The organism is Streptomyces sp. NPDC088194 (assembly GCF_040702025.1).
In the GTDB taxonomy this organism is placed as follows: Bacteria; Actinomycetota; Actinomycetes; order Streptomycetales; family Streptomycetaceae; genus Actinacidiphila.
Genome location: NZ_JBFBIV010000130.1, coordinates 1 through 18148, shown reverse-complemented (window position 1 = coordinate 18148; position 18148 = coordinate 1). Strand labels below are relative to the sequence as shown.

General features: G+C 73.3%; 16 protein-coding genes and 1 pseudogene. 12 read left to right on the top strand and 5 right to left on the bottom strand.

Going from position 1 to position 18148, the window contains the following annotated elements; translation table 11 throughout:
• Positions 1-566 (bottom strand): annotated as a pseudogene (locus AB0399_RS37365) (hypothetical protein); the annotation flags it as partial.
• A 43-nt stretch (positions 567-609) separates the two neighbouring features.
• Positions 610-1590: an aldo/keto reductase gene (locus AB0399_RS37360; protein WP_329371215.1), complete on the bottom strand. Its 981-nt coding sequence runs from the start codon at positions 1588-1590 to the stop codon at positions 610-612.
• A gap of 133 nt (positions 1591-1723) precedes the next feature.
• Here AB0399_RS37360 and AB0399_RS37355 point away from each other — a divergent pair, with 133 nt between their 5' ends.
• Positions 1724-2779: an LLM class F420-dependent oxidoreductase gene (locus tag AB0399_RS37355; protein WP_329371217.1), complete on the top strand. Its 1056-nt coding sequence runs from the start codon at positions 1724-1726 to the stop codon at positions 2777-2779.
• A 140-nt stretch (positions 2780-2919) separates the two neighbouring features.
• Here AB0399_RS37355 and AB0399_RS37350 read toward each other — a convergent pair whose 3' ends face one another.
• Complete coding sequence (locus AB0399_RS37350; protein WP_329371219.1) at positions 2920-3507, bottom strand: hypothetical protein; 588 nt, start codon at positions 3505-3507, stop codon at positions 2920-2922.
• Positions 3508-3979: 472 nt separating this feature from the next.
• Here AB0399_RS37350 and AB0399_RS37345 point away from each other — a divergent pair, with 472 nt between their 5' ends.
• The 4 genes from AB0399_RS37345 (at position 3980) to mshC (ending at position 7730) form a co-directional block, all read left to right on the top strand.
• Positions 3980-4738 carry a histidine phosphatase family protein gene (locus tag AB0399_RS37345; protein ID WP_366414311.1) on the top strand — a complete coding sequence of 253 codons (759 nt, stop codon included), beginning with the start codon at positions 3980-3982 and terminating at the stop codon, positions 4736-4738.
• Positions 4739-4876: 138 nt separating this feature from the next.
• Positions 4877-5467 carry a DUF3090 domain-containing protein gene (locus tag AB0399_RS37340; RefSeq protein ID WP_329371223.1) on the top strand — a complete coding sequence of 197 codons (591 nt, stop codon included), beginning with the start codon at positions 4877-4879 and terminating at the stop codon, positions 5465-5467.
• Positions 5431-6396: an SCO1664 family protein gene (locus tag AB0399_RS37335; RefSeq protein ID WP_366414310.1), complete on the top strand. Its 966-nt coding sequence runs from the start codon at positions 5431-5433 to the stop codon at positions 6394-6396. Before AB0399_RS37340 ends, AB0399_RS37335 begins: the two co-directional genes overlap by 37 nt.
• 104 nt (positions 6397-6500) lie before the next feature.
• Positions 6501-7730 carry a cysteine--1-D-myo-inosityl 2-amino-2-deoxy-alpha-D-glucopyranoside ligase gene (gene mshC / locus AB0399_RS37330; RefSeq protein WP_329371227.1) on the top strand — a complete coding sequence of 410 codons (1230 nt, stop codon included), beginning with the start codon at positions 6501-6503 and terminating at the stop codon, positions 7728-7730.
• An 82-nt stretch (positions 7731-7812) separates the two neighbouring features.
• Here the strand turns inward: mshC and AB0399_RS37325 are convergent, their stop codons facing one another.
• Together AB0399_RS37325 and AB0399_RS37320 are read right to left on the bottom strand one after the other, a co-directional pair.
• On the bottom strand, positions 7813-8793 hold the full coding sequence (locus AB0399_RS37325; protein ID WP_366414309.1) for a PAC2 family protein: 981 nt from the start codon (positions 8791-8793) through the stop codon (positions 7813-7815).
• 92 nt (positions 8794-8885) lie between these two features.
• A complete protein-coding gene (locus AB0399_RS37320; protein WP_366414308.1) occupies positions 8886-9908 on the bottom strand; it encodes a hypothetical protein in 1023 nt (340 codons plus the stop codon).
• Between the two features lie 154 nt (positions 9909-10062).
• Here AB0399_RS37320 and AB0399_RS37315 point away from each other — a divergent pair, with 154 nt between their 5' ends.
• From AB0399_RS37315 to AB0399_RS37285, 7 genes are all read left to right on the top strand, one after another.
• Positions 10063-11379, top strand: coding sequence for an L-fuconate dehydratase (locus tag AB0399_RS37315; RefSeq protein ID WP_329371233.1), 1317 nt, complete (start codon positions 10063-10065; stop codon positions 11377-11379).
• Positions 11376-12188: an SDR family oxidoreductase gene (locus tag AB0399_RS37310; protein WP_329371235.1), complete on the top strand. Its 813-nt coding sequence runs from the start codon at positions 11376-11378 to the stop codon at positions 12186-12188. Before AB0399_RS37315 ends, AB0399_RS37310 begins: the two co-directional genes overlap by 4 nt.
• Before the next feature lie 145 nt (positions 12189-12333).
• Positions 12334-13374, top strand: coding sequence for a sugar ABC transporter substrate-binding protein (locus AB0399_RS37305; RefSeq protein WP_328461980.1), 1041 nt, complete (start codon positions 12334-12336; stop codon positions 13372-13374).
• 3 nt (positions 13375-13377) lie between these two features.
• Positions 13378-14952 carry a sugar ABC transporter ATP-binding protein gene (locus AB0399_RS37300; protein ID WP_366414307.1) on the top strand — a complete coding sequence of 525 codons (1575 nt, stop codon included), beginning with the start codon at positions 13378-13380 and terminating at the stop codon, positions 14950-14952.
• Positions 14949-15986, top strand: coding sequence for an ABC transporter permease (locus AB0399_RS37295; protein WP_328461978.1), 1038 nt, complete (start codon positions 14949-14951; stop codon positions 15984-15986). The genes AB0399_RS37300 and AB0399_RS37295 overlap by 4 nt, the downstream gene beginning before the upstream one ends.
• 137 nt (positions 15987-16123) lie before the next feature.
• Entirely contained in the window at positions 16124-17101 is a 978-nt protein-coding gene (locus AB0399_RS37290) for an aldo/keto reductase (protein WP_366414306.1), read from the top strand.
• Positions 17102-17109: 8 nt separating this feature from the next.
• Positions 17110-17949: an amidohydrolase family protein gene (locus AB0399_RS37285; RefSeq protein ID WP_366414305.1), complete on the top strand. Its 840-nt coding sequence runs from the start codon at positions 17110-17112 to the stop codon at positions 17947-17949.
• Positions 17950-18148 lie beyond the last annotated feature (199 nt).

Below are 18148 nucleotides of genomic sequence, written 5' to 3'. Positions count from 1 at the left end.
GGCCCGCCTTGCGCCGAAGTCACCTGCCCGGCCGGGCCGTTGCCGGGTTCGGCGCCCGTCTCGCCGGTCGTACCCGCCGCGGTGGAGGGCAGATCGGCGTCGCCGGGCTCGGGCGCGTCACCGGGCTCCGGCCCGTCGGTCGGCTCCGGCGCGTCTCCCGCCTCGCCCTCGCCCCCCGCGTCCGCCGGCTCGGCCGGCCCGTCGCCGGACCCGCCCTCGGACGCCGCCTCGCCCTGCTCCGCGGTCGCGCCCGGCGTGGTCCCGCCCACCATCTCGGCCGCTTCCAGGGCCTGGAGCCGGGCCGCCTCCTCCGCCATCGCCTCGCGGCGCTTGCGGCGGGCCTCGGCCGCGTCGCCGCGCGGGGCGGGCGCCGCCGGGTTGTCGCCGCGCTCGATGGACCGCATCGCCGCCGCCAGGCTCGCCAGATCCGGCTTCCCGGCCGGGCCGGGGCGCGCGGCGGGCACGGCGCCGCCGTCCGCGAGGGCCGCGGGAGTCCCGGTGGCCGTCGGAGCGGCGGCCTGCGCGGCGGGAGCGGTGGAGTCGTCGGGCGGGGTGGGGGTGGTCACGCTGGAAGCCTCCGTGGAGCGGAACGGCCGCGACTCGCAGGACTCAGAGAGTGGTCCAGTCGTGGTCCGGGTAGCGGTGCAACGGCGCCGAGACGTCGTCAAGGGCCGAGCAGATCTCTTCCGGCAGCGTAAGGCCCTCCACCGACAGAGCGGCGCCGAGCTGCGCGGCGTTGCGCGCGCCGAGGATGGGCGCGGTGACGCCCGGCCGGTCCCGCACCCAGGCGAGCGCGACCTGCAGCGGCGACACGGCCAGGCCGTCGGCCGCTATGGCCAGCGCGTCCACGATCAGGCGGGCGGTGTCGTCGAGGTACGGCGCCACGAAGGCGGCCATGCCGGAGGAGCCGCCGCGCGAGTCCGCGGGGACGCCGTGCCGGTACTTCCCGGTGAGCACCCCGCGCCCGAGCGGCGACGACGGAAGCAGGCCCACGCCGAGGTCGACGGCCGCGGGCAGCACCTCGCGTTCGACGCCGCGCTGGAGCAGCGAGTACTCCATCTGCGTGCTGGCCAGCGGGGTGCGGCCGGGCGTGGCGAGCTGCCAGGACGCGGCCTTGGCGAGCTGCCAGCCGCAGAAGTTGGAGACCCCGACATAGCGGGCCCGGCCGCTGCTGACCGCGATGTCCAGGGCCTGGAGCGTCTCCTCCATCGGCGTGCCCGGGTCGTACGCGTGCACCTGCCACAGGTCGACGTGGTCCGTGCCGAGCCGCTGGAGCGAGGCGTCGAGCGCGGCGAGCAGGTGCCCGCGGGAGGTGTCGAAGCGCCGGTCGGGGTCGGGCACGCTGCCCGCCTTCGTGGCGATCACCAGGTCGGAGCGCGGCACCAGGTCCTCGATCAGCCGCCCGAGCAGGTACTCCGCGCCTCCGTCCGCGTACACGTCCGCGGTGTCGACCAGCGAGCCGCCCGCCTCCCAGAAGGACTTGAGCTGGTCGGCGGCGTCCCGCTCGCCCGTGTCGCGCCCCCAGGTGAGCGTGCCGAGTCCGAGCCGGGACACGCGCAGGCCGGTGCGGCCGAGATGCCTGTGCTCCATGACCGCTGAGGCTAGCGCCCGGCCCTCCAAATGGGGAGCAGTGACGTACCCGACAGGCGCGTTCGGCCGGACAAGGCGCTAAAGTCCGGGGGGACAACGACGTTACTGGCCAGTACGTACTAAGGGGAGCGGTATGCGGCTCGGGATCAACCTCGGCTACTGGGGCGCCGGCATGGACGCGGACAACCTCGCCGTCGCCCAGGAGGCCGACCGCCTCGGCTACTCCGTCTGCTGGGCCGCCGAGGCGTACGGCTCCGACGCGCCGAGCGTGCTGTCGTGGGTGGCCGCGCAGACCGAGCGGATCGACGTGGGCTCGGCGATCCTCCAGATCCCGGCCCGCACCCCGGCGATGACCGCGATGACCGCCGCCACCCTGGACTCCCTGACCGGCGGCCGGTTCCGGCTGGGCCTCGGCGTCTCCGGGCCGCAGGTCTCCGAGGGCTGGTACGGCGTCAAGTTCGACAAGCCGCTGGCCCGCACCCGCGAGTACGTCGAGATCGTCCGCAAGGCGATGTCCCGCGAGCGGCTGTCGTACGAGGGCGAGCACTGGACGCTGCCGCTGCCCGGCGGCCCCGGGAAGGCGCTGCGGCTGACCGTGCACCCGCAGCGCGAGCACATCCCGCTGTACATCGCGGCGATCGGCCCGAAGAACCTGGAGCAGACCGGCGAGATCGCCGACGGCGCGCTGCTGATCTTCCCGTCCGCCGCGCACCTGGAGGACACCGCGATCCGCCCGCTGCGGGCCGGCCGGGAGAAGGCCGGGCTGACGATGGACGGGTTCGACGTGTGCCCGACGCTGCCGCTGGCGCTCGGCTCCGTGGCGGATCTGCCGAAGCTCGCGGACACCTTCCGGCCGTACACCGCGCTGTACGTCGGCGGGATGGGGAGCCGCAAGCAGAACTTCTACAACCAGCTGGCTCAGCGCATGGGGTACGAGCGGCAGGCCGCGGACATCCAGGACAAGTACCTGGCCGGGGAGAAGGACGCCGCCGCGGCGGCGGTGCCGCAGGAACTCATCGACTCCACTTGCCTGTTGGGGCCGGTGGAGCGGATCGCGGACCGCATGAAGGAGTACGCCGCCGCGGGCGTGACCACGCTCTCGCTGGCGCCTTCCGGGTTCAGCCTCGACGAGCGGGTCGCGGGGTTGCGGGCGGGGATCGAGGCTCTTTCGCTGGCGGGGCTGGGGTAACGCGACCGCCCGGGGGGCATGGTTGCGGAAGTGCCCGGACCACCTGTCGGTGCTGGGCTGGTCGCGCGGTTGTCCCCCCCGGAGCTTCGCCTGGGATGTGCCCTCACGCGCCCCTTGCCGGCTGCCGCTCTCCGTTGCCGTTACCCCGCCGGGACGAGGCGGCCCAGCAGGCGGCCGAAGTCGATGAGGCGGGCTATCTGGCCGGGGCCGCCGTCGTCGAGGGACTTGCTGAAGCGGAAGGACTCGGGCCGGATCTTCGCGGAGGCGACCGGCAGCGGAGAGTCCGGATCGGCCTGGGCCGCGGTGAGTTCGTGGGGCATCACGGTGGCGAGGACCAGGTAGACCCCGCGGTCGATGCGGCGCCCGCGCTCGTCGCGCCCGACGAGCGTGCGCATGCCGACGTGGCCGATCGCGTCCAGCGGGAGCACTTGCACGGAGGAGTCCAGCACGGTCCCGCCGGGCGCGTTCGCGTCGGCCAACTCCTCGCTGTGCCACAGGATCAGCCGCCGCCCGTCGCAGACCGCCGCCTCCTGCCACACCGACGCGCCGGCCTCGGTGAGGTCCACCACGCGCTCCAGCGTGAAACCCCGCACCCGGCGCCGGCCGAGCACCCCCGTGATCGCGTCCATCGCGATGTCCGGGTGCAGGAAGTACGCCCCCGCCGCGTCCTGCAGCCGGGCGTAAGGAGACCAGTCCGCTCCCGCGGTACCCACGCCCGGCTCGGTCATCGGGCGGCTCCTCGTCGCCTTGCTGAACATCTCCACCTGCTTCGCGGTCCCGACACGTCGGGCCGTCTCGACTCGACCCCTGCTGCACCCTACCCACGGGGAGTGACAGGCCGGGACCTGACCGCAAGGACAAGCAAACCGTAAGCGGCCGCCGGACGCACGGCTCTCGCCCTGCATGTAAAGCGGAGACAACGGGCCGTCAGGTACGAGCAAAACGCCGGAAGCGGTGAGCAAACGCGCTCGGAAAGCGGGACCCGGCAGGTGCGGCCGCCTCCCGGGGCCTTCCCGCCCTCCCGGGGCCCTCGCGTGGCCCGACCGCCGCCCGCCCAGGGGCCCCCGGCCCGGCACGTGGACCCGCACGTGGACCGGCCGGTGACGTTCGCGGCCGTGGTGGGGGCTCGGGGGGGATCTTCCCCGCCACGGCCGTCACCCAGCACAACGCGCGTCCCCGGAAGGGGTTACGGTGGCGGACATGCCCACCGTGATCCTCGTCCGGCATGGCCGTTCGACCGCCAACACCGACGGAGTGCTGGCCGGCTGGAGCCCCGGCGTCGCCCTCGACGACACCGGCCGTGCCCAGGCCACCGCGCTCGCCGCCCGGCTCGCCGCCCTCCCGCTCGCCGCCGTGGTGAGCAGCCCGCTGCAGCGCTGCCAGGAGACGGTCGGACCGCTGCTCGCCACCCGGCCCGAACTGCCCCTGCACACCGACGACCGGGTCGGCGAGTGCCACTACGGCGACTGGACCGGGCGGAAGATCCGCGAGTTGGCGGAGGAGCCGCTGTGGGCCACCGTCCAGCGGCACCCCTCCGCCGCCGTCTTCCCCGGCGCCGAGGGCGAGTCGCTGCGCGCGATGCAGGCCCGCGCGGTCGACGCCCTACGCGACTGGAACGCGCGGATCGAGGCCGAGCACGGCGCGGACGCGCTGTACCTGGTCTGCTCGCACGGCGACGTCATCAAGGCGCTGGTCGCCGACGCCCTCGGCACGCACCTCGACCTCTTCCAGCGGATCAACGCCGATCCCTGCTCGGTCACCGTCGTCCGCTACACCCCGCACCGCCCGTTCCTGCTGCGGCTCGGCGACACCGGCGACCTCACCGCGCTGATCCCCCCGCCGCCGGCCGAGGGCGCCGCGGACAGCGCGCCCGGCGCAGGCTCGGCCGACGCCGCCCGCTCCAAGGGCCGGCTGGACCCGGGGGACGCCGTGGTCGGCGGTTCGACCGGCACCTCGTGATCGGCTTCCGCAGTAGGGTGGATGCCCGGTGGCCCGTGCCCTGACACGCCGCACGCGCGGCGCGGCACAGCCGTCACAGCAGCCGAGCAGCAGTCAAGCACCAGCACAGTCGATCAAGCCGAGCAAACGGAGCAGGACGTGCCCCGCCAGGTCTTCTTCTACGAACACCCGGAACGCTTCGTCGCCGGGACCGTCGGTCAGCCCGGACAGCGGACGTTCTTCCTCCAGGCCACCGCGTTGGGCCGGACCACGAGCGTGGCCCTGGAGAAGACGCAGGTGGCCGCGCTCGCCGAGCGGATCGACGAACTCCTCGACGAGGTGGTGCGCAGGACCGGTGGAAACGCCTCGGTCCCCGCCGTCGCGCCGACCGAGATGCTGGACGCCGCTCCGCTGGAGGTGCCGGTGGACGAGGAGTTCCGGGTCGGCACCATGGCGCTGGCGTGGGACGGCGCCCACGAGCGGATGGTCATCGAGGCGCAGGCCCTGGTCGAACTGGCCGGCGAGGACGAGGAGGACCTGGAGGCCGCCGAGGAGGAACTGCTCCAGGACGACGAGAACGGCCCGCCGCTGCTGCGGGTGCTGCTGACCGGCGCCCAGGCCCGTTCCTTCGCCAAGCGCGCGCTCGACGTGGTCTCCGCCGGCCGCCCGCCCTGCCCGCTGTGCAGCCTCCCCCTGGACCCGGAAGGACACGTATGCCCGCGCCAGAACGGGTACCGGAGGTCGGCCTGAGCACCGGCACGGACCCGCGGGCCGCCGTGGGCGCGGACGCGACCGCCGCCCCGGGTACGGACACCGGCACCGGGGTCGATCCGCGCGACATCGAGGCGCTGCGCCACGGCGAACTGGCCGTACGCGGCCAGATCCGTGACGCCTCCAACGCCGTGCTGCTCTGCGAGAGCACGCACCAGGGCCGCACCGTCGCCTGCGTCTACAAGCCGGTCCGCGGTGAGCGGCCGCTGTGGGACTTCCCCGACGGCACCCTCGCCCAGCGCGAGGTCGCCACCTACCTCGTCTCCGAGGCCACCGGCTGGGGCCTGGTCCCGCCCACGGTGCTGCGCGACGGGCCGTACGGCGAGGGCATGGTGCAGCTGTGGATCGAGTCCGCGGCCGACGGCGGGAACGAGGACGGCGACGGCGAGGACGGGGCCGACGGCGATGACGACGACGGCCAGGACGGGCCGGGCGCGCTGCTCGCGCTGACCGAGGACACCGAGCCGGCGCCGGGCTGGAAGGCCGTCGTCGAGGCCCGACTCGAAGGCGGCGGCACCGCGCTGCTCGTGCACGCCGACGACATACGCCTGCGCCGGCTGGCCGTCCTCGACGCGGTGGTGAACAACGCCGACCGCAAGGGCGGCCACCTCCTGCCCGCCGCCGACGGGCGGCTCTACGGCATCGACCACGGCGTGACCTTCCACACCGACGACAAGTTGCGGACGCTGCTGTGGGGATGGGCGGGCGAGCCCCTGCCGGCCGAGGCGGTCGCGGTCCTCACCCGGCTCGCCGCGGACCTCTCCGGCGCCCTCGGCGAGCGGCTGGGCACCCTGATCACCCCCGCGGAGACGGCCGCGCTGCGCTCCCGGGTCGACCGGCTGCTGGAAACCGGCGTCCACCCGGCCCCGTCCGGCGACTGGCCCTCGATCCCCTGGCCGCCGGTCTGACGACTCCCCACCCGGGGGTGCGCGGTCCCGCCCGGTACGGCCGTGCCGGAAAGGCACCCATCCCAGCGGAAGTGGTCGACCACCGGCCCGGTTACCCTCGTCTCATGCATGCCTGGCCAGCTTCCGACGTCCCCGCCCTTCCGGGCACCGGACGCCCTCTTCGTCTGCACGACACGTCGACCGGTGGACTCGTCCCCATCGAGCCCGGTCCGGTCGCCCGCCTCTATGTCTGCGGGATCACCCCGTACGACGCCACCCACATGGGGCACGCGGCGACCTACAACGCGTTCGACCTCGTGCAGCGGGTGTGGCTCGACACGAAGCGCCAGGTCGAGTACGTGCAGAACGTCACGGACGTGGACGACCCGCTGCTGGAGCGCGCGGCGGACACCGGCGACGACTGGACCGCGCTCGCCGAGCGCGAGACCGCGCTGTTCCGCGAGGACATGACCGCGCTGCGGCTGCTGCCCCCGGCCCACTACATCGGAGCCGTCGAGGCCATACCCGGCATCGTGCCGCTGATCGAGCGGCTGCGGGAGACCGGCGCCGCGTACGACGTGGACGGCGACGTGTACTTCTCGGTCGAGTGCGACCCGCACTTCGGCGCGGTGTCCGGGCTCGACGCCGCCGCGATGCGGCTGCTCGCCGCCGAGCGCGGCGGCGACCCGGAGCGGCCGGGCAAGAAGAACCCGCTCGACCCGATGCTGTGGCGTGCCGAGCGGGACGGCGAGCCGAGCTGGGACGGAGCGTCCCTCGGGCGCGGGCGCCCCGGCTGGCACATCGAGTGCGTCGCGATCGCGCTGGACCACCTCGGGATGGGCTTCGACGTCCAGGGCGGCGGCTCCGATCTCGCCTTCCCGCACCACGAGATGGGCGCGTCGCACGCCCAGGTGCTCACCGGGGAGTACCCGTACGCCAAGGCGTACGTGCACGCCGGGATGGTCGCCCTGGACGGCGAGAAGATGTCCAAGTCCAAGGGCAACCTCGTCTTCGTCTCCGCGCTGCGCCGGGCCGGCGTCGACCCCGCCGCGATCCGGCTGGCGCTCCTCGCGCACCACTACCGGGCGGACTGGGAGTGGACCGACGACGTCCTCGCCGACGCCGTGGCCCGCCTCGGCCGCTGGCGCGAGGCCGTCTCCCGCCCCGACGGGCCGTCCGCCGACGCGCTGCTCGACGAGGTGCGAGCCGCCCTCGCGGACGACCTCGACGCGCCGCGCGCGCTCGCCGCCGTCGACGCCTGGGCGGTCACCCAGGCGTCGGAGGGCGGCACGGACCCGGGCGCACCCGGGCTCGTCTCCCGTGCGGTGGACGCGCTGCTGGGCGTGGCCCTCTAGGACCGCGTACGCGGGGGTGACCGCCTTCGGGGAAGGCGGTCACCCCCAGGGGGCGCGGCTCCTCTTGCCCGGCGTCTGCCCCTTACTCGCTGTCGTCCTCGCCGTCGCTGTCGTCCTCGACCTCGTCCGAGGAGGGGGACGAGGGGTTCGGGTCCTCCCGAGGCGCGGGTTTGCCGCGGAAGTGGGGGACGCCGTCCGTGCCCTCGCTGGACGCGTAGTCCCCGGGGTCCCGCCGCCTCAGATACCGCTCGAACTCCTTCGCGATGGCCTCGCCGGACGCCTCCGGCAACTCCGCGGTGTCCCGCGCCTCCTCCAGCGTCTGGACGTACTCCGCGACCTCGCTGTCCTCCGAGGCGAGCTGGTCGACGCCGACCTGCCAGGCGCGGGCGTCCTCGGGGAGCTCGCCCTGCGGGATGCGCAGGTCGAGCAGGTCCTCCAGGCGGTTGAGCAGCGCCAGCGTGGCCTTGGGGTTGGGCGGCTGGGAGACGTAGTGCGGCACTGCGGCCCACAGGCTCACCGCGGGGATGCCGGCGTGCGTGCACGCCTCCTGGAGGATGCCGACGATGCCGGTGGGGCCCTCGTACCGGGACTCCTCCAGGTTCATGGTGGTGGCCAGTTCGGCGTCGGAGGTGACGCCGGAGACCGGGACCGGACGGGTGTGCGGGGTGTCGCCGAGCAGCGCGCCGAGGATGACGACCATCTCGACGCCGAGTTCGTGCGCGAAGCCCAGGATCTCGTTGCAGAACGAGCGCCACCGCATGCTGGGCTCGATCCCGCGCACCAGCACCAGGTCGCGCGGCTTGGGCGACTGGATGCGGACCACCGACAGCCGGGTGGTCGGCCAGGTGATCTTGCGGGTGCCGCCGTCCATCCAGACCGTGGGCCGGTTGACCTGGAAGTCGTAGTAGTCCTCGGCGTCGAGCGCGGCGAAGACCTCGCCCTTGAACTCCCGGTCGAGGTGGTCGACCGCGGTGGAGGCCGCGTCCCCGGCGTCGTTCCAGCCCTCGAACGCGGCCACCATGACCGGATCGATCAGCTCGGGAACACCCTCCAGCTCGATCACCCAGCTTCTCCTTCCGGCGTACTCCTGCGTGCGGGAACCAGCCTACGGCGTAACGGACGGTGCGCCGCAGCCCGCGCCGTGACCGCTGCTCCTCACGGCGTGCCCCAGCCGGCCCGGTACGCCGCCCAGTCGGCGGGGTCGGCGGCGAAGTCGACGTACAGCGCGAGGCCGAAGGCGGCGCGGTCGCGGTCGGTGCGGGCGAGCGCCACCCGGGCGCCGCGCACCGCGGCCGGGACGGTCTCGGCGTAGCCGTGGTGGCCGATGGCCTCGGTGTGGTAACCGGGCAGCCCGATCAGGAGGTTGGTGGCCTTCGGGGTGACCTGCAACGCGAGGGAGGTCTGCTGCGCGATGTAGCCGCCGAACAGGGACGAGGCGGGCAGCGCGGTGTCGTAGGCCATCACCGCGATCTGGTCGACCCGCCCGGCGACCTGCCCGAAGTACCGCTGGGACCACCACTTCGGGTGGCTGAACGGCAGGTGGGAGACGGTGTGCAGGCCGGGCAGCGGGTCGATCTGGGGCACCGCGGCGGACAGCGGCACGCCGCGGGCGACGGTGAGCGCCCGCACCGTGTCGAGGGTGCGCAGAAAGCCGCCGTCGCCGGACGGCACCGGCTCCAGGTCGAGGTGGACGCCCGCGAAGCCGGCGTCGAGCACCTGCCGCGCCGAGTCGCGGATACGGGCGCGGACCGCGCTGTCGTCCAGACGCAGCCCGGGCGTGCCGCCGTGGGCGACGGTGTCGCCGAGCCACGCCTGGACGCGTACGCCGGGCAGTTCGCGGCGCACGTCGGCGAGGAACGCGGCCGCGGTGGGGTACAGGGCCGGGTCGAGGCTCCCGTCGGCCGAGAGCGGACCGGTGTGGACGTACAGGTCGTGGATGCCGCTGCCGCGCACCCGGTCGCGCAGCAGGGCGAGTTCGGCCGGTGTGCGGGTGCCGTCCACCCAGGGGTGGCCGAGCCAGACCGCGTCGTTGCCGCGGGTGCGGCCGGCGGCGGACGGGTCGCCGGCGTACTGCGCCCGCAGCGCGCCGCCCGCGCCGAGCATCGCCAGTACGGCCAGCGCGGTGCCGCCGATCACCGCACGTCGGAGCCACCGCAGCGCCGTACGCCGGGTCGGCATGCGTCTCACCAGCCACGACGCCAGCGGCCGCGTGCGTTGAGACATCCGATCTGTAATCGACAAAATTCGCGCTCCCCCCTGGACGAACCCCACCGCGCACGGCTATACATCGGATCATCGAAAAAAGATCCGATGTCTCGCGACGGGAGTGTGCATGAGTCCGACCATCACCGAGGTCGACGTGTACGACATCCGCTTTCCGACCTCGGAGCAGCTCGACGGCTCGGACGCCATGAACCCCGACCCCGACTACTCCGCCGCTTACGTGGTACTCCGTACCGACGCGCCCGGGGGCCTGGCGGGATACGGCCTGTGCTTCACGATCGGGCGCGGCAACGACGTCGTCGCCGCGGCGATCGCGACGCTCCGACCCTATGTGGTCGGGCGCACGGTGGACAGTGTCACCGGCGATCTCGGCGCCTTCTACCGGCTGCTCACCCACGACTCGCAACTGCGCTGGCTCGGCCCGGAGAAGGGCGTGATGCACATGGCGGCCGGCGCGGTCGTCAACGCCGCCTGGGACCTGGCCGCCCGCCAGGCCGGCCGCCCGGTCTGGGAGTTGCTGGCCGGGATGACCCCGGAGGAGATCGTCGACCTGGTCGACTTCCGGTATCTGAGCGACGCGCTGACCAGGGACGAGGCGCTGGAGATCCTCCGCCGCGCCGAACCCGGCCGCGCCGCGCGGGCCGAGGAGCTGCGCCGCCGCGGCTACCCCGCCTACACCACGGAGCCCGGCTGGCTCGGCTACTCCGACGAGAAGCTGACCCGGCTGGCGAAGGAGGCGGTCGCGGCCGGCTTCACCCAGATCAAGCTGAAGGTCGGCGCCGACCTCGACGACGACCTGCGGCGGATGCGGCTGGCCCGGGAGGCGGTCGGCCCCGGCATCCGGATCGCGGTCGACGCCAACCAGCGCTGGGACGTGGCCGAGGCCGTCGACTGGATGCGGGCGCTCGCGCCGTTCGAGCCGTACTGGATCGAGGAGCCGACCAGCCCCGACGACGTGCTCGCGCACGCCGCCGTGCGGGCCGGCCAGCCGATCCGGGTAGCCACCGGCGAACACGTCGCCAACCGGGTGGTGTTCAAGCAGCTGCTCCAGGCCGGCGCCGTGGACTTCGTGCAGATCGACGCGGCCCGGGTGGCCGGCGTCAACGAGAACGTGGCGATCCTGCTGCTCGCCGCCAAGTTCGGCGTGCCGGTCTGCCCGCACGCCGGCGGGGTCGGCCTGTGCGAACTCGTCCAGCACCTCTCGATGTTCGACTACGTCGCCGTCTCCGGCAGTTGGGACGACCGCATCATCGAGTACGTTCCCCACCTGCACGAGCACTTCACCGACCCGGTGGTGATGGAGAACGGCCGGTACCAGGCGCCCACCGCCCCCGGCTTCTCCGCCCGCATGGTCCCCGAGACCCTCACCGACTACCGCTACCCGGACGGCCCGGTCTGGGTGGCCCGACAGGAGCTCGCCCGATGACCGACACCCCCTCCCACGAGACCGCGACCGCCCTCCACCCGCAGGACCTGGCCGGGCTGACCGCCCTGGTCACCGGCGGCGCCTCCGGCATCGGGGCCGCCACCGCCCGGCTGCTGACCGCCCGCGGCGCGCGGGTCGCCGTCCTGGACCGCGACCCCTCCGGCGCGCCCGAGGGCACCGTCCCGGTCCGTGCCGACGTCAGCTCCGACCAGGCGGTCCAGGCGGCGGTGGCCGAGGCGGTGGGGGAGCTGGGCAGCCTGCACATCCTCGTCGGCAACGCCGGGATCGGCGCCGTCGGCACCGTCGAGGACAACGCCGACGACGAGTGGCAGCGGGTCATGGACATCAACGTCCTCGGCCTGGTGCGGGCCGCGCGCGCCGCGCTGCCGCACCTGCGCAAGGCCGCCGTGGCGCGGCCCGGCAGCGCCTCGATCACCCACACCTGCTCCATCGCGGCCACCGCGGGCCTGCCCCAACGGGCCCTGTACAGCGCCAGCAAGGGCGCCGTGCTCTCGCTGACCCTGGCGATGGCCGCCGACCACGTGCGCGAGGGCGTACGGGTCAACTGCGTCAACCCCGGCACCGCGGACACCCCGTGGGTCGGCCGGCTGCTCGACCAGGCCGACGACCCGGGCGCCGAGCGGGCCGCTCTCAACGCCCGGCAGCCGATGGGCCGGCTGGTCAGCGCCGACGAGGTCGCCGCCGCGATCGTCTACCTGGCGAGCCCGGCGGCGGCGAGCGTCACCGGAGCCTCCCTCGCCGTGGACGGCGGCATGCAGGGGCTGCGGCTGCGCCCGGCGGCCGACTAGCGCCACCAGCACCACTCGCACGACCCGCTCGACCCCGCACGATCCGCATGACCCGCACGACCCGCTCCACCCGCTCCACCAGCTCCGCCCGCTCCACCCTTCGCAGAGCCGACATCACCCACACCCGGAAGGGCAGGACTCGACGATGAGACTGCGCACGACGACCGTGGCCGCCTGTGCCGCGCTGCTCGCGGTCACCGCGCTCGCGGGCTGCAACAGAGGCAGCGAAAGCAAGGCAGGAGGAAGTTCGGGCAAGGTGGGTATCGACCTGCCGCGCTCGGACAGCGACTTCTGGAACTCGTACAACGGCTACATCGAGAAGGACATCAAGGCCGGCGCGGTCTCCGCGCTGCCGCGCACCAACTCGCAGAACGACATCGGCAAGCTCGTCGCCAACGTGCAGAGCTTCGCCAACGAGGGCGCCAAGGCGATCGTGATGGCCCCGCAGGACACCGGTGCGATCGCCTCCACCCTCGACCAGATGGCGAAGAAGAAGATACCGGTGATCAGCGTCGACACCCGCCCGGACAAGGGGCAGGTGTACATGGTGGTGCGCGCCGACAACAAGGCGTACGGCACGAACGCCTGCAAGTACCTGGGCGCGCAGCTCAAGGGCAAGGGCAAGGTGGCCGAGTTCGAGGGCGACCTGTCCTCCATCAACGGCCGGGACCGCTCGGAGGCGTTCGCCTCCTGCATGAAGACCAACTTCCCCGGCATCAAGGTGATCCCGCTCGTCACCAACTGGGACGGCGCGACCGCGTCGGCCAAGCTGCAGACCACGCTGGCCTCCAACCCGGACCTCAACGGCCTCTACATGCAGGCCGGCGGCGTCTTCCTGCAGCCCACCCTCGCGCTGCTGAAGCAGAAGGGCCTGCTCAAGCCGGCCGGTACCGCGGGCCACATCACCATCATCTCCAACGACGGCATCCCGGAGGAGTTCAAGGCGATCAAGGCCGGCCAGATCGACGCGACGATCTCCCAGCCCGCCGACACCTACGCCAAGTACGCGCTGTACTACGCGAAGGCGGCCATGGCGGGCAAGACCTTCAAGCCCGGCCCGACCGACCACGGCTCGAACATCATCAAGATCCCGAACGGCCTGGAGGACCAGCTGCCGGCGCCGCTGGTGACCAAGGCCAACGTGGACGACCCCAGCCTGTGGGCCAACCAGCTCGGGAAGAGCTGACCCATGGCCGAGGCCGTACCGCCCGCCGCGGTCCACGCGGAGGGCATCGTCAAACGGTTCGGGGCCACCGTGGCCCTCGACCAGGTGGGCATCACCGTCGCGGCCGGCGACTCGCACGCGCTCGTCGGCCGCAACGGCGCCGGGAAGTCCACCCTCGTGTCCGTGCTGACCGGGCTTCAGCACCCGGACGCCGGCCAGGTCCGGTTCCAGGGCGAGCCGGCACCCGCGGCCGGCGACACCGCCGGCTGGCAGGCGAAGGTGGCGTGCGTCTACCAGAAGTCCATGGTGGTCCCGGACCTGACCGTCGCGGAGAACCTGTTCCTCAACCGCTTCGGCGGCGGGCGGATCAGGTGGTCGGCGCTGCGCACCCGGGCCCGCGACCTGCTGGGCGAGTACGGCGTCGACGTCGATCCCAACGCCCGGGCCGGCGATCTCACCGTGGAGCAGGGCCAGTTCGTGGAGATCGCCCGGGCGCTGTCCTTCGGCGCCCGCTTCATCATCCTCGACGAGCCCACCGCGCAGCTCGACGCGGCCGGCATCGACCGGCTCTTCACCAAGCTGCGCGAACTCCAGCGGCAGGGCGTGGCGTTCCTCTTCATCTCGCACCACCTGCAAGAGGTCTACGACCTGTGCACCACGGTCACCGTCTACCGCGACGCGCGGCACGTGCTGACCGCGCCGGTCGCGGAGCTCGGCAAGGAGGCGCTGGTGGAGGCGATGACCGGGGAGGCGCCCGGCGGCAACGCGGCGTCCTGGCACGCGAAGTCGGCACCGTCCGGGGCCGTCTCCGGCAAGGACGGCCGCGGCGGCGAAGGTGGCGGCGACGGCGACGGCGCCGTGCTGCGGGCCGACGGGCTGTCCCTGGCGGACGCCTTCGAGCCGGTCGACTTCGCGGTGCGCCCGGGCGAGGTGCTGGGCCTGGCCGGGGCCACCGCGAGCGGCAACACCGCGCTCGGCGAGACCCTGGTCGGGCTGCGCAAGGCCACCACGGGCCGCACCCTGGTCGGCGGCAAGCCGGTCAAGCCCGGCAGCGTCCCGCACGCGCTGGGCGCCGGCATCGGCTACGTACCGGAGGACCGGCACCGCCAGGGCCTGGTCCTGAACCGCAGCGTCGCGGAGAACGCCACGCTGTCGGTGACCGACCAACTCGGCCCGTACGGAACGGTGTTGCCCGGCCGGACCAGGGCCTTCGCCCAGCGCATGATCAACTCGCTGGACATCAAGACCTCGGGGCCGGCCCAGCCGGTCTCCGACCTGTCCGGCGGCAACCAGCAGAAGGTCGTCATCGCCCGCGCGATGGCCCGCGAGCCGCGGGTGCTGGTGGCGATCCGGCCCACCGCCGGCGTCGACGTGAAGTCCAAGGACGCGCTGCTCGGCGTGGTGCGGGGGGTCGCCGACCGCGGCGACGCGGCCGTCATCGTCTCCGACGAACTGGACGACCTGCGGGTCTGCGACCGGGTGATCGCGCTCTTCCACGGGCGGGTGATCGCCGAGTTCGGCAGCGGATGGAGCGACCGGGACCTGGTCTCGGCGATGGAAGGGCTGCCCGCGGGCGGCCACGAGGAGACCGAGGAATGAGTGACGTGAGCCAGTTGACCGCGGAAGCGGCCGCCCCGGACCAGCCGAAGCGGGCCGTGGCGCGGCTCAGGGTCGCCAACTACCGCGACCTGTCCCTGATCCCGGTGATCTTCATCGTGGGCGTGGTCGGATTCATCGTCTCGCCCACCTTCCTGACCTCCGACAACCTGATCGGCGTCCTCCAGCAGTGCAGCGAGCTGAGCCTGCTGGTGCTCGGCGAGGCGATGATCCTGATCCTCGGCCGGATGGACCTGTCGCTGGAGTCCACCATCGGGGTGGCCCCGGTGATCGCCATGTGGCTGGTGATGCCCAGGACCGGCTCGGCGACCTACCACGGCATCGGGTTGCTGCCCGGCTGGACCTCGATCCCGATCTGCCTGCTGGTCGGCGTCGTGGTCGGCGGGTTCAACGGCTTCATGATCCTCAAACTGAGAGTCAACGGCTTCATCGCCACCCTCGGCATGCTCACCATGCTGCGCGGGCTGCAAGTCGGCATCTCCCAGGGCAAGTCCATCGTCGAGGTGCCCAAGTCCTTCTCGTACCTGGGCGGCGCGTCCTGGCTCGGCGCCCCCGCGGCGATCTGGATCTGTCTGGTGCTGTTCGTGGCCGGCGGGCTCGCCCTCGGCTACCTGCGGCACGGCCGCGCGCTGTACGCCATCGGCGGCAACAAGGAGGCCGCCCGCGCGGCCGGCATCCGGGTCGACCTGATCACCTGGTCGGTGCTGGCCATCGCCTCGCTGCTCGCCGCCTTCGCCGGCATCCTCTACGTCGGCCACTACGGCGCGATCTCCTCCACCCAGGGCCAGAACTGGATCTTCCAGGTCTTCGCGGCCACCGTGATCGGCGGGATCAGCCTCAACGGCGGCCGCGGCACCCTCTTCGGCGCCCTCACCGGAGTGGTCGCCCTCCAACTCGTGGTGAACGTGATGACGCTCGGCGGGGTGCCGCCGCTGTGGAACCAGTTCCTCTACGGTGCGATCATCATCGTCGCCCTGATCATCTCCCGGTTCGCGAGCGGGGAACAGGAGGACTAGCCAGCAGTCAGCAGTCAGCAGTCAGCAGTCAGCAGTCGGCCGGGGGCAGGCCGCCCCCGGCCGCTTCCGGCCGCCCCGCCCGGCTCCGGTCGGCCCCGGCACCGTACCGACGCACACCGCAAGGAGAGACCCACCCCATGCCCGTACCGGCACTGCCCCGGCTCGGCCTCGGCTGCGCCCCGCTGGCCAACCTCTACACCGCGATCACCGACGAGCAGGCCGAGGCCACGGTCGCGGCGGCGTTCGACACCTTCGGCGGGGACGTGACCTACCTCGACACCGCGCCGCACTACGGCATGGGCCGCTCCGAGGAACGGCTGGGCCGGGCGCTGGCCGGGCGGGACCGGGCGTCGCACCTGCTGTCGACCAAGGTCGGCCGGCGGCTGCGCGACCTCGGCCCCGGCGAGTCCCCGGACGAGCAGGGCTACGTCGACAGCCCCGCCCGGGCCCGGGAGTGGGACTTCACCGCGGACGGCATCAACGCCACCCTTGAGGGCTCGCTGAAGCGCCTCGGCGTGGACAGCGTGGACATCGTCTACCTGCACGACGTCGAGGACCACCTGCGCGAGGTCCGCACCAGCGGCTTCCCGGCGCTCGCCGCCCTGCGCGACCAGGGCGTGGTCAAGGCGATCGGCTTCGGCATGAACTACAGCGGGGTGATGGCCGGCCTCGTCGCCGACCTCGACGTCGACGTGGTGCTGTGCGCGGGCCGCTGGACGCTGCTGGAGCGCACCGCGTACGACGACCTGCTGCCGGTCTGCGAGCGGCGCGGCACCCAGGTGGTGGTCGGCGGCGTCTACAACTCCGGTCTGCTCGCCGACCCCAGGCCCGGCGCCCACTACAACTACGAGGTTGCGCCGACCGACCTGATCGAGCGGGCCCAGCACATCCAGCGGGTCTGCGCGGAGTTCGGGGTGCCGCTGCGGGCGGCCGCACTGCGCTACCCCTTCGCGCACCCTTCGGTGGTCTGCGCGGTGGTCGGCGCGGCCAACGAGGCCGAAGTCCGGGACAACGCGGCCCTGTTCGACCACGCGATCCCCGACGACCTGTGGCACGCGCTCGTCGAGCGGGGACTGCTCGACGCGGACGTGCCCCTGCCGCTGACGGGGAAGTGAGCGCACCCATGCGAATCGACGCGCACCACCACCTGTGGGACCTCGGCCGCCGCCCGCAGCCCTGGCTGAAGGGCGACGCCCTCGAACCCATCAACCGCACCTTCGCGCTGCCCGAGTTGGCGCCGCTGCTCGACGCCCACGACATCGCCGCGACCGTCGTCGTGCAGTCCAGCTCCTCGCTCGACGAGACCCGCGAGCTGCTCGCCATCGCCCGCGGTTCGCACGGCCGGATCGCCGGGGTGGTCGGCTGGGCCGACCTCGCCGACCCCGACGGGCTGCCCGCGGTGCTCACCGAACTCGCCGCGGCCGGACCGCTGGTCGGCATCCGCCACCAGATCCAGGACGAGGCCGACCCGCAGTGGCTGGACCGGCCCGACATCCGCGCCGGGCTGCGCGCCCTGGGCGCCGCCGGTCTCGCCTACGACCTGCTCGTCACCCCGCGCGAACTGCCCGCGGCGCTCGCCGCCGTCGAGGAACTGCCCGAGGTGCGCTTCGTGCTGGACCACGCCGGCAAGCCGCCGATCGCGGCGGGGGAGTGGGAGCCGTGGGCCGAGCAGATCGCCGGCATCGCCGACCACCCCAACGCGATGTGCAAGCTGTCCGGGCTGATCACCGAGGCCGACTGGGAGTCCTGGCGGCCCCAGGACGTCCTGCCCTACGCCCGGCACGTGCTGGCGGCCTTCGGCTCCGACCGGGTGCTGTTCGGCTCCGACTGGCCCGTGTGCACCCTCGCCGGCCGCTACTCCGACGTGTTCGCGCTCGCGGAGCAGGCGACGGCCTCCCTGACCCCGGAGGAGCGCGAGGCGGTGCTGGGCGGCAACGCCATCCGTGCGTACGGGTTGGCCTGACCCTCCGGGATGCCCTGTCCTCGCCGTTGGGGACCTCGCGGTCCGCGGTGGCCGGTCGCGCGGTTCTCCCCCTGGCTTCGCAGAGAGCTGCCCCCACGCGCCCCTGATGTGGTGCGGGGGCGACGGGGGGGGGGGCCCCCCCCCAGAACCGGGGCCGCCATAAAAAGGGGGGGCGCGGCGCCCCCACCAACCCGGGGGC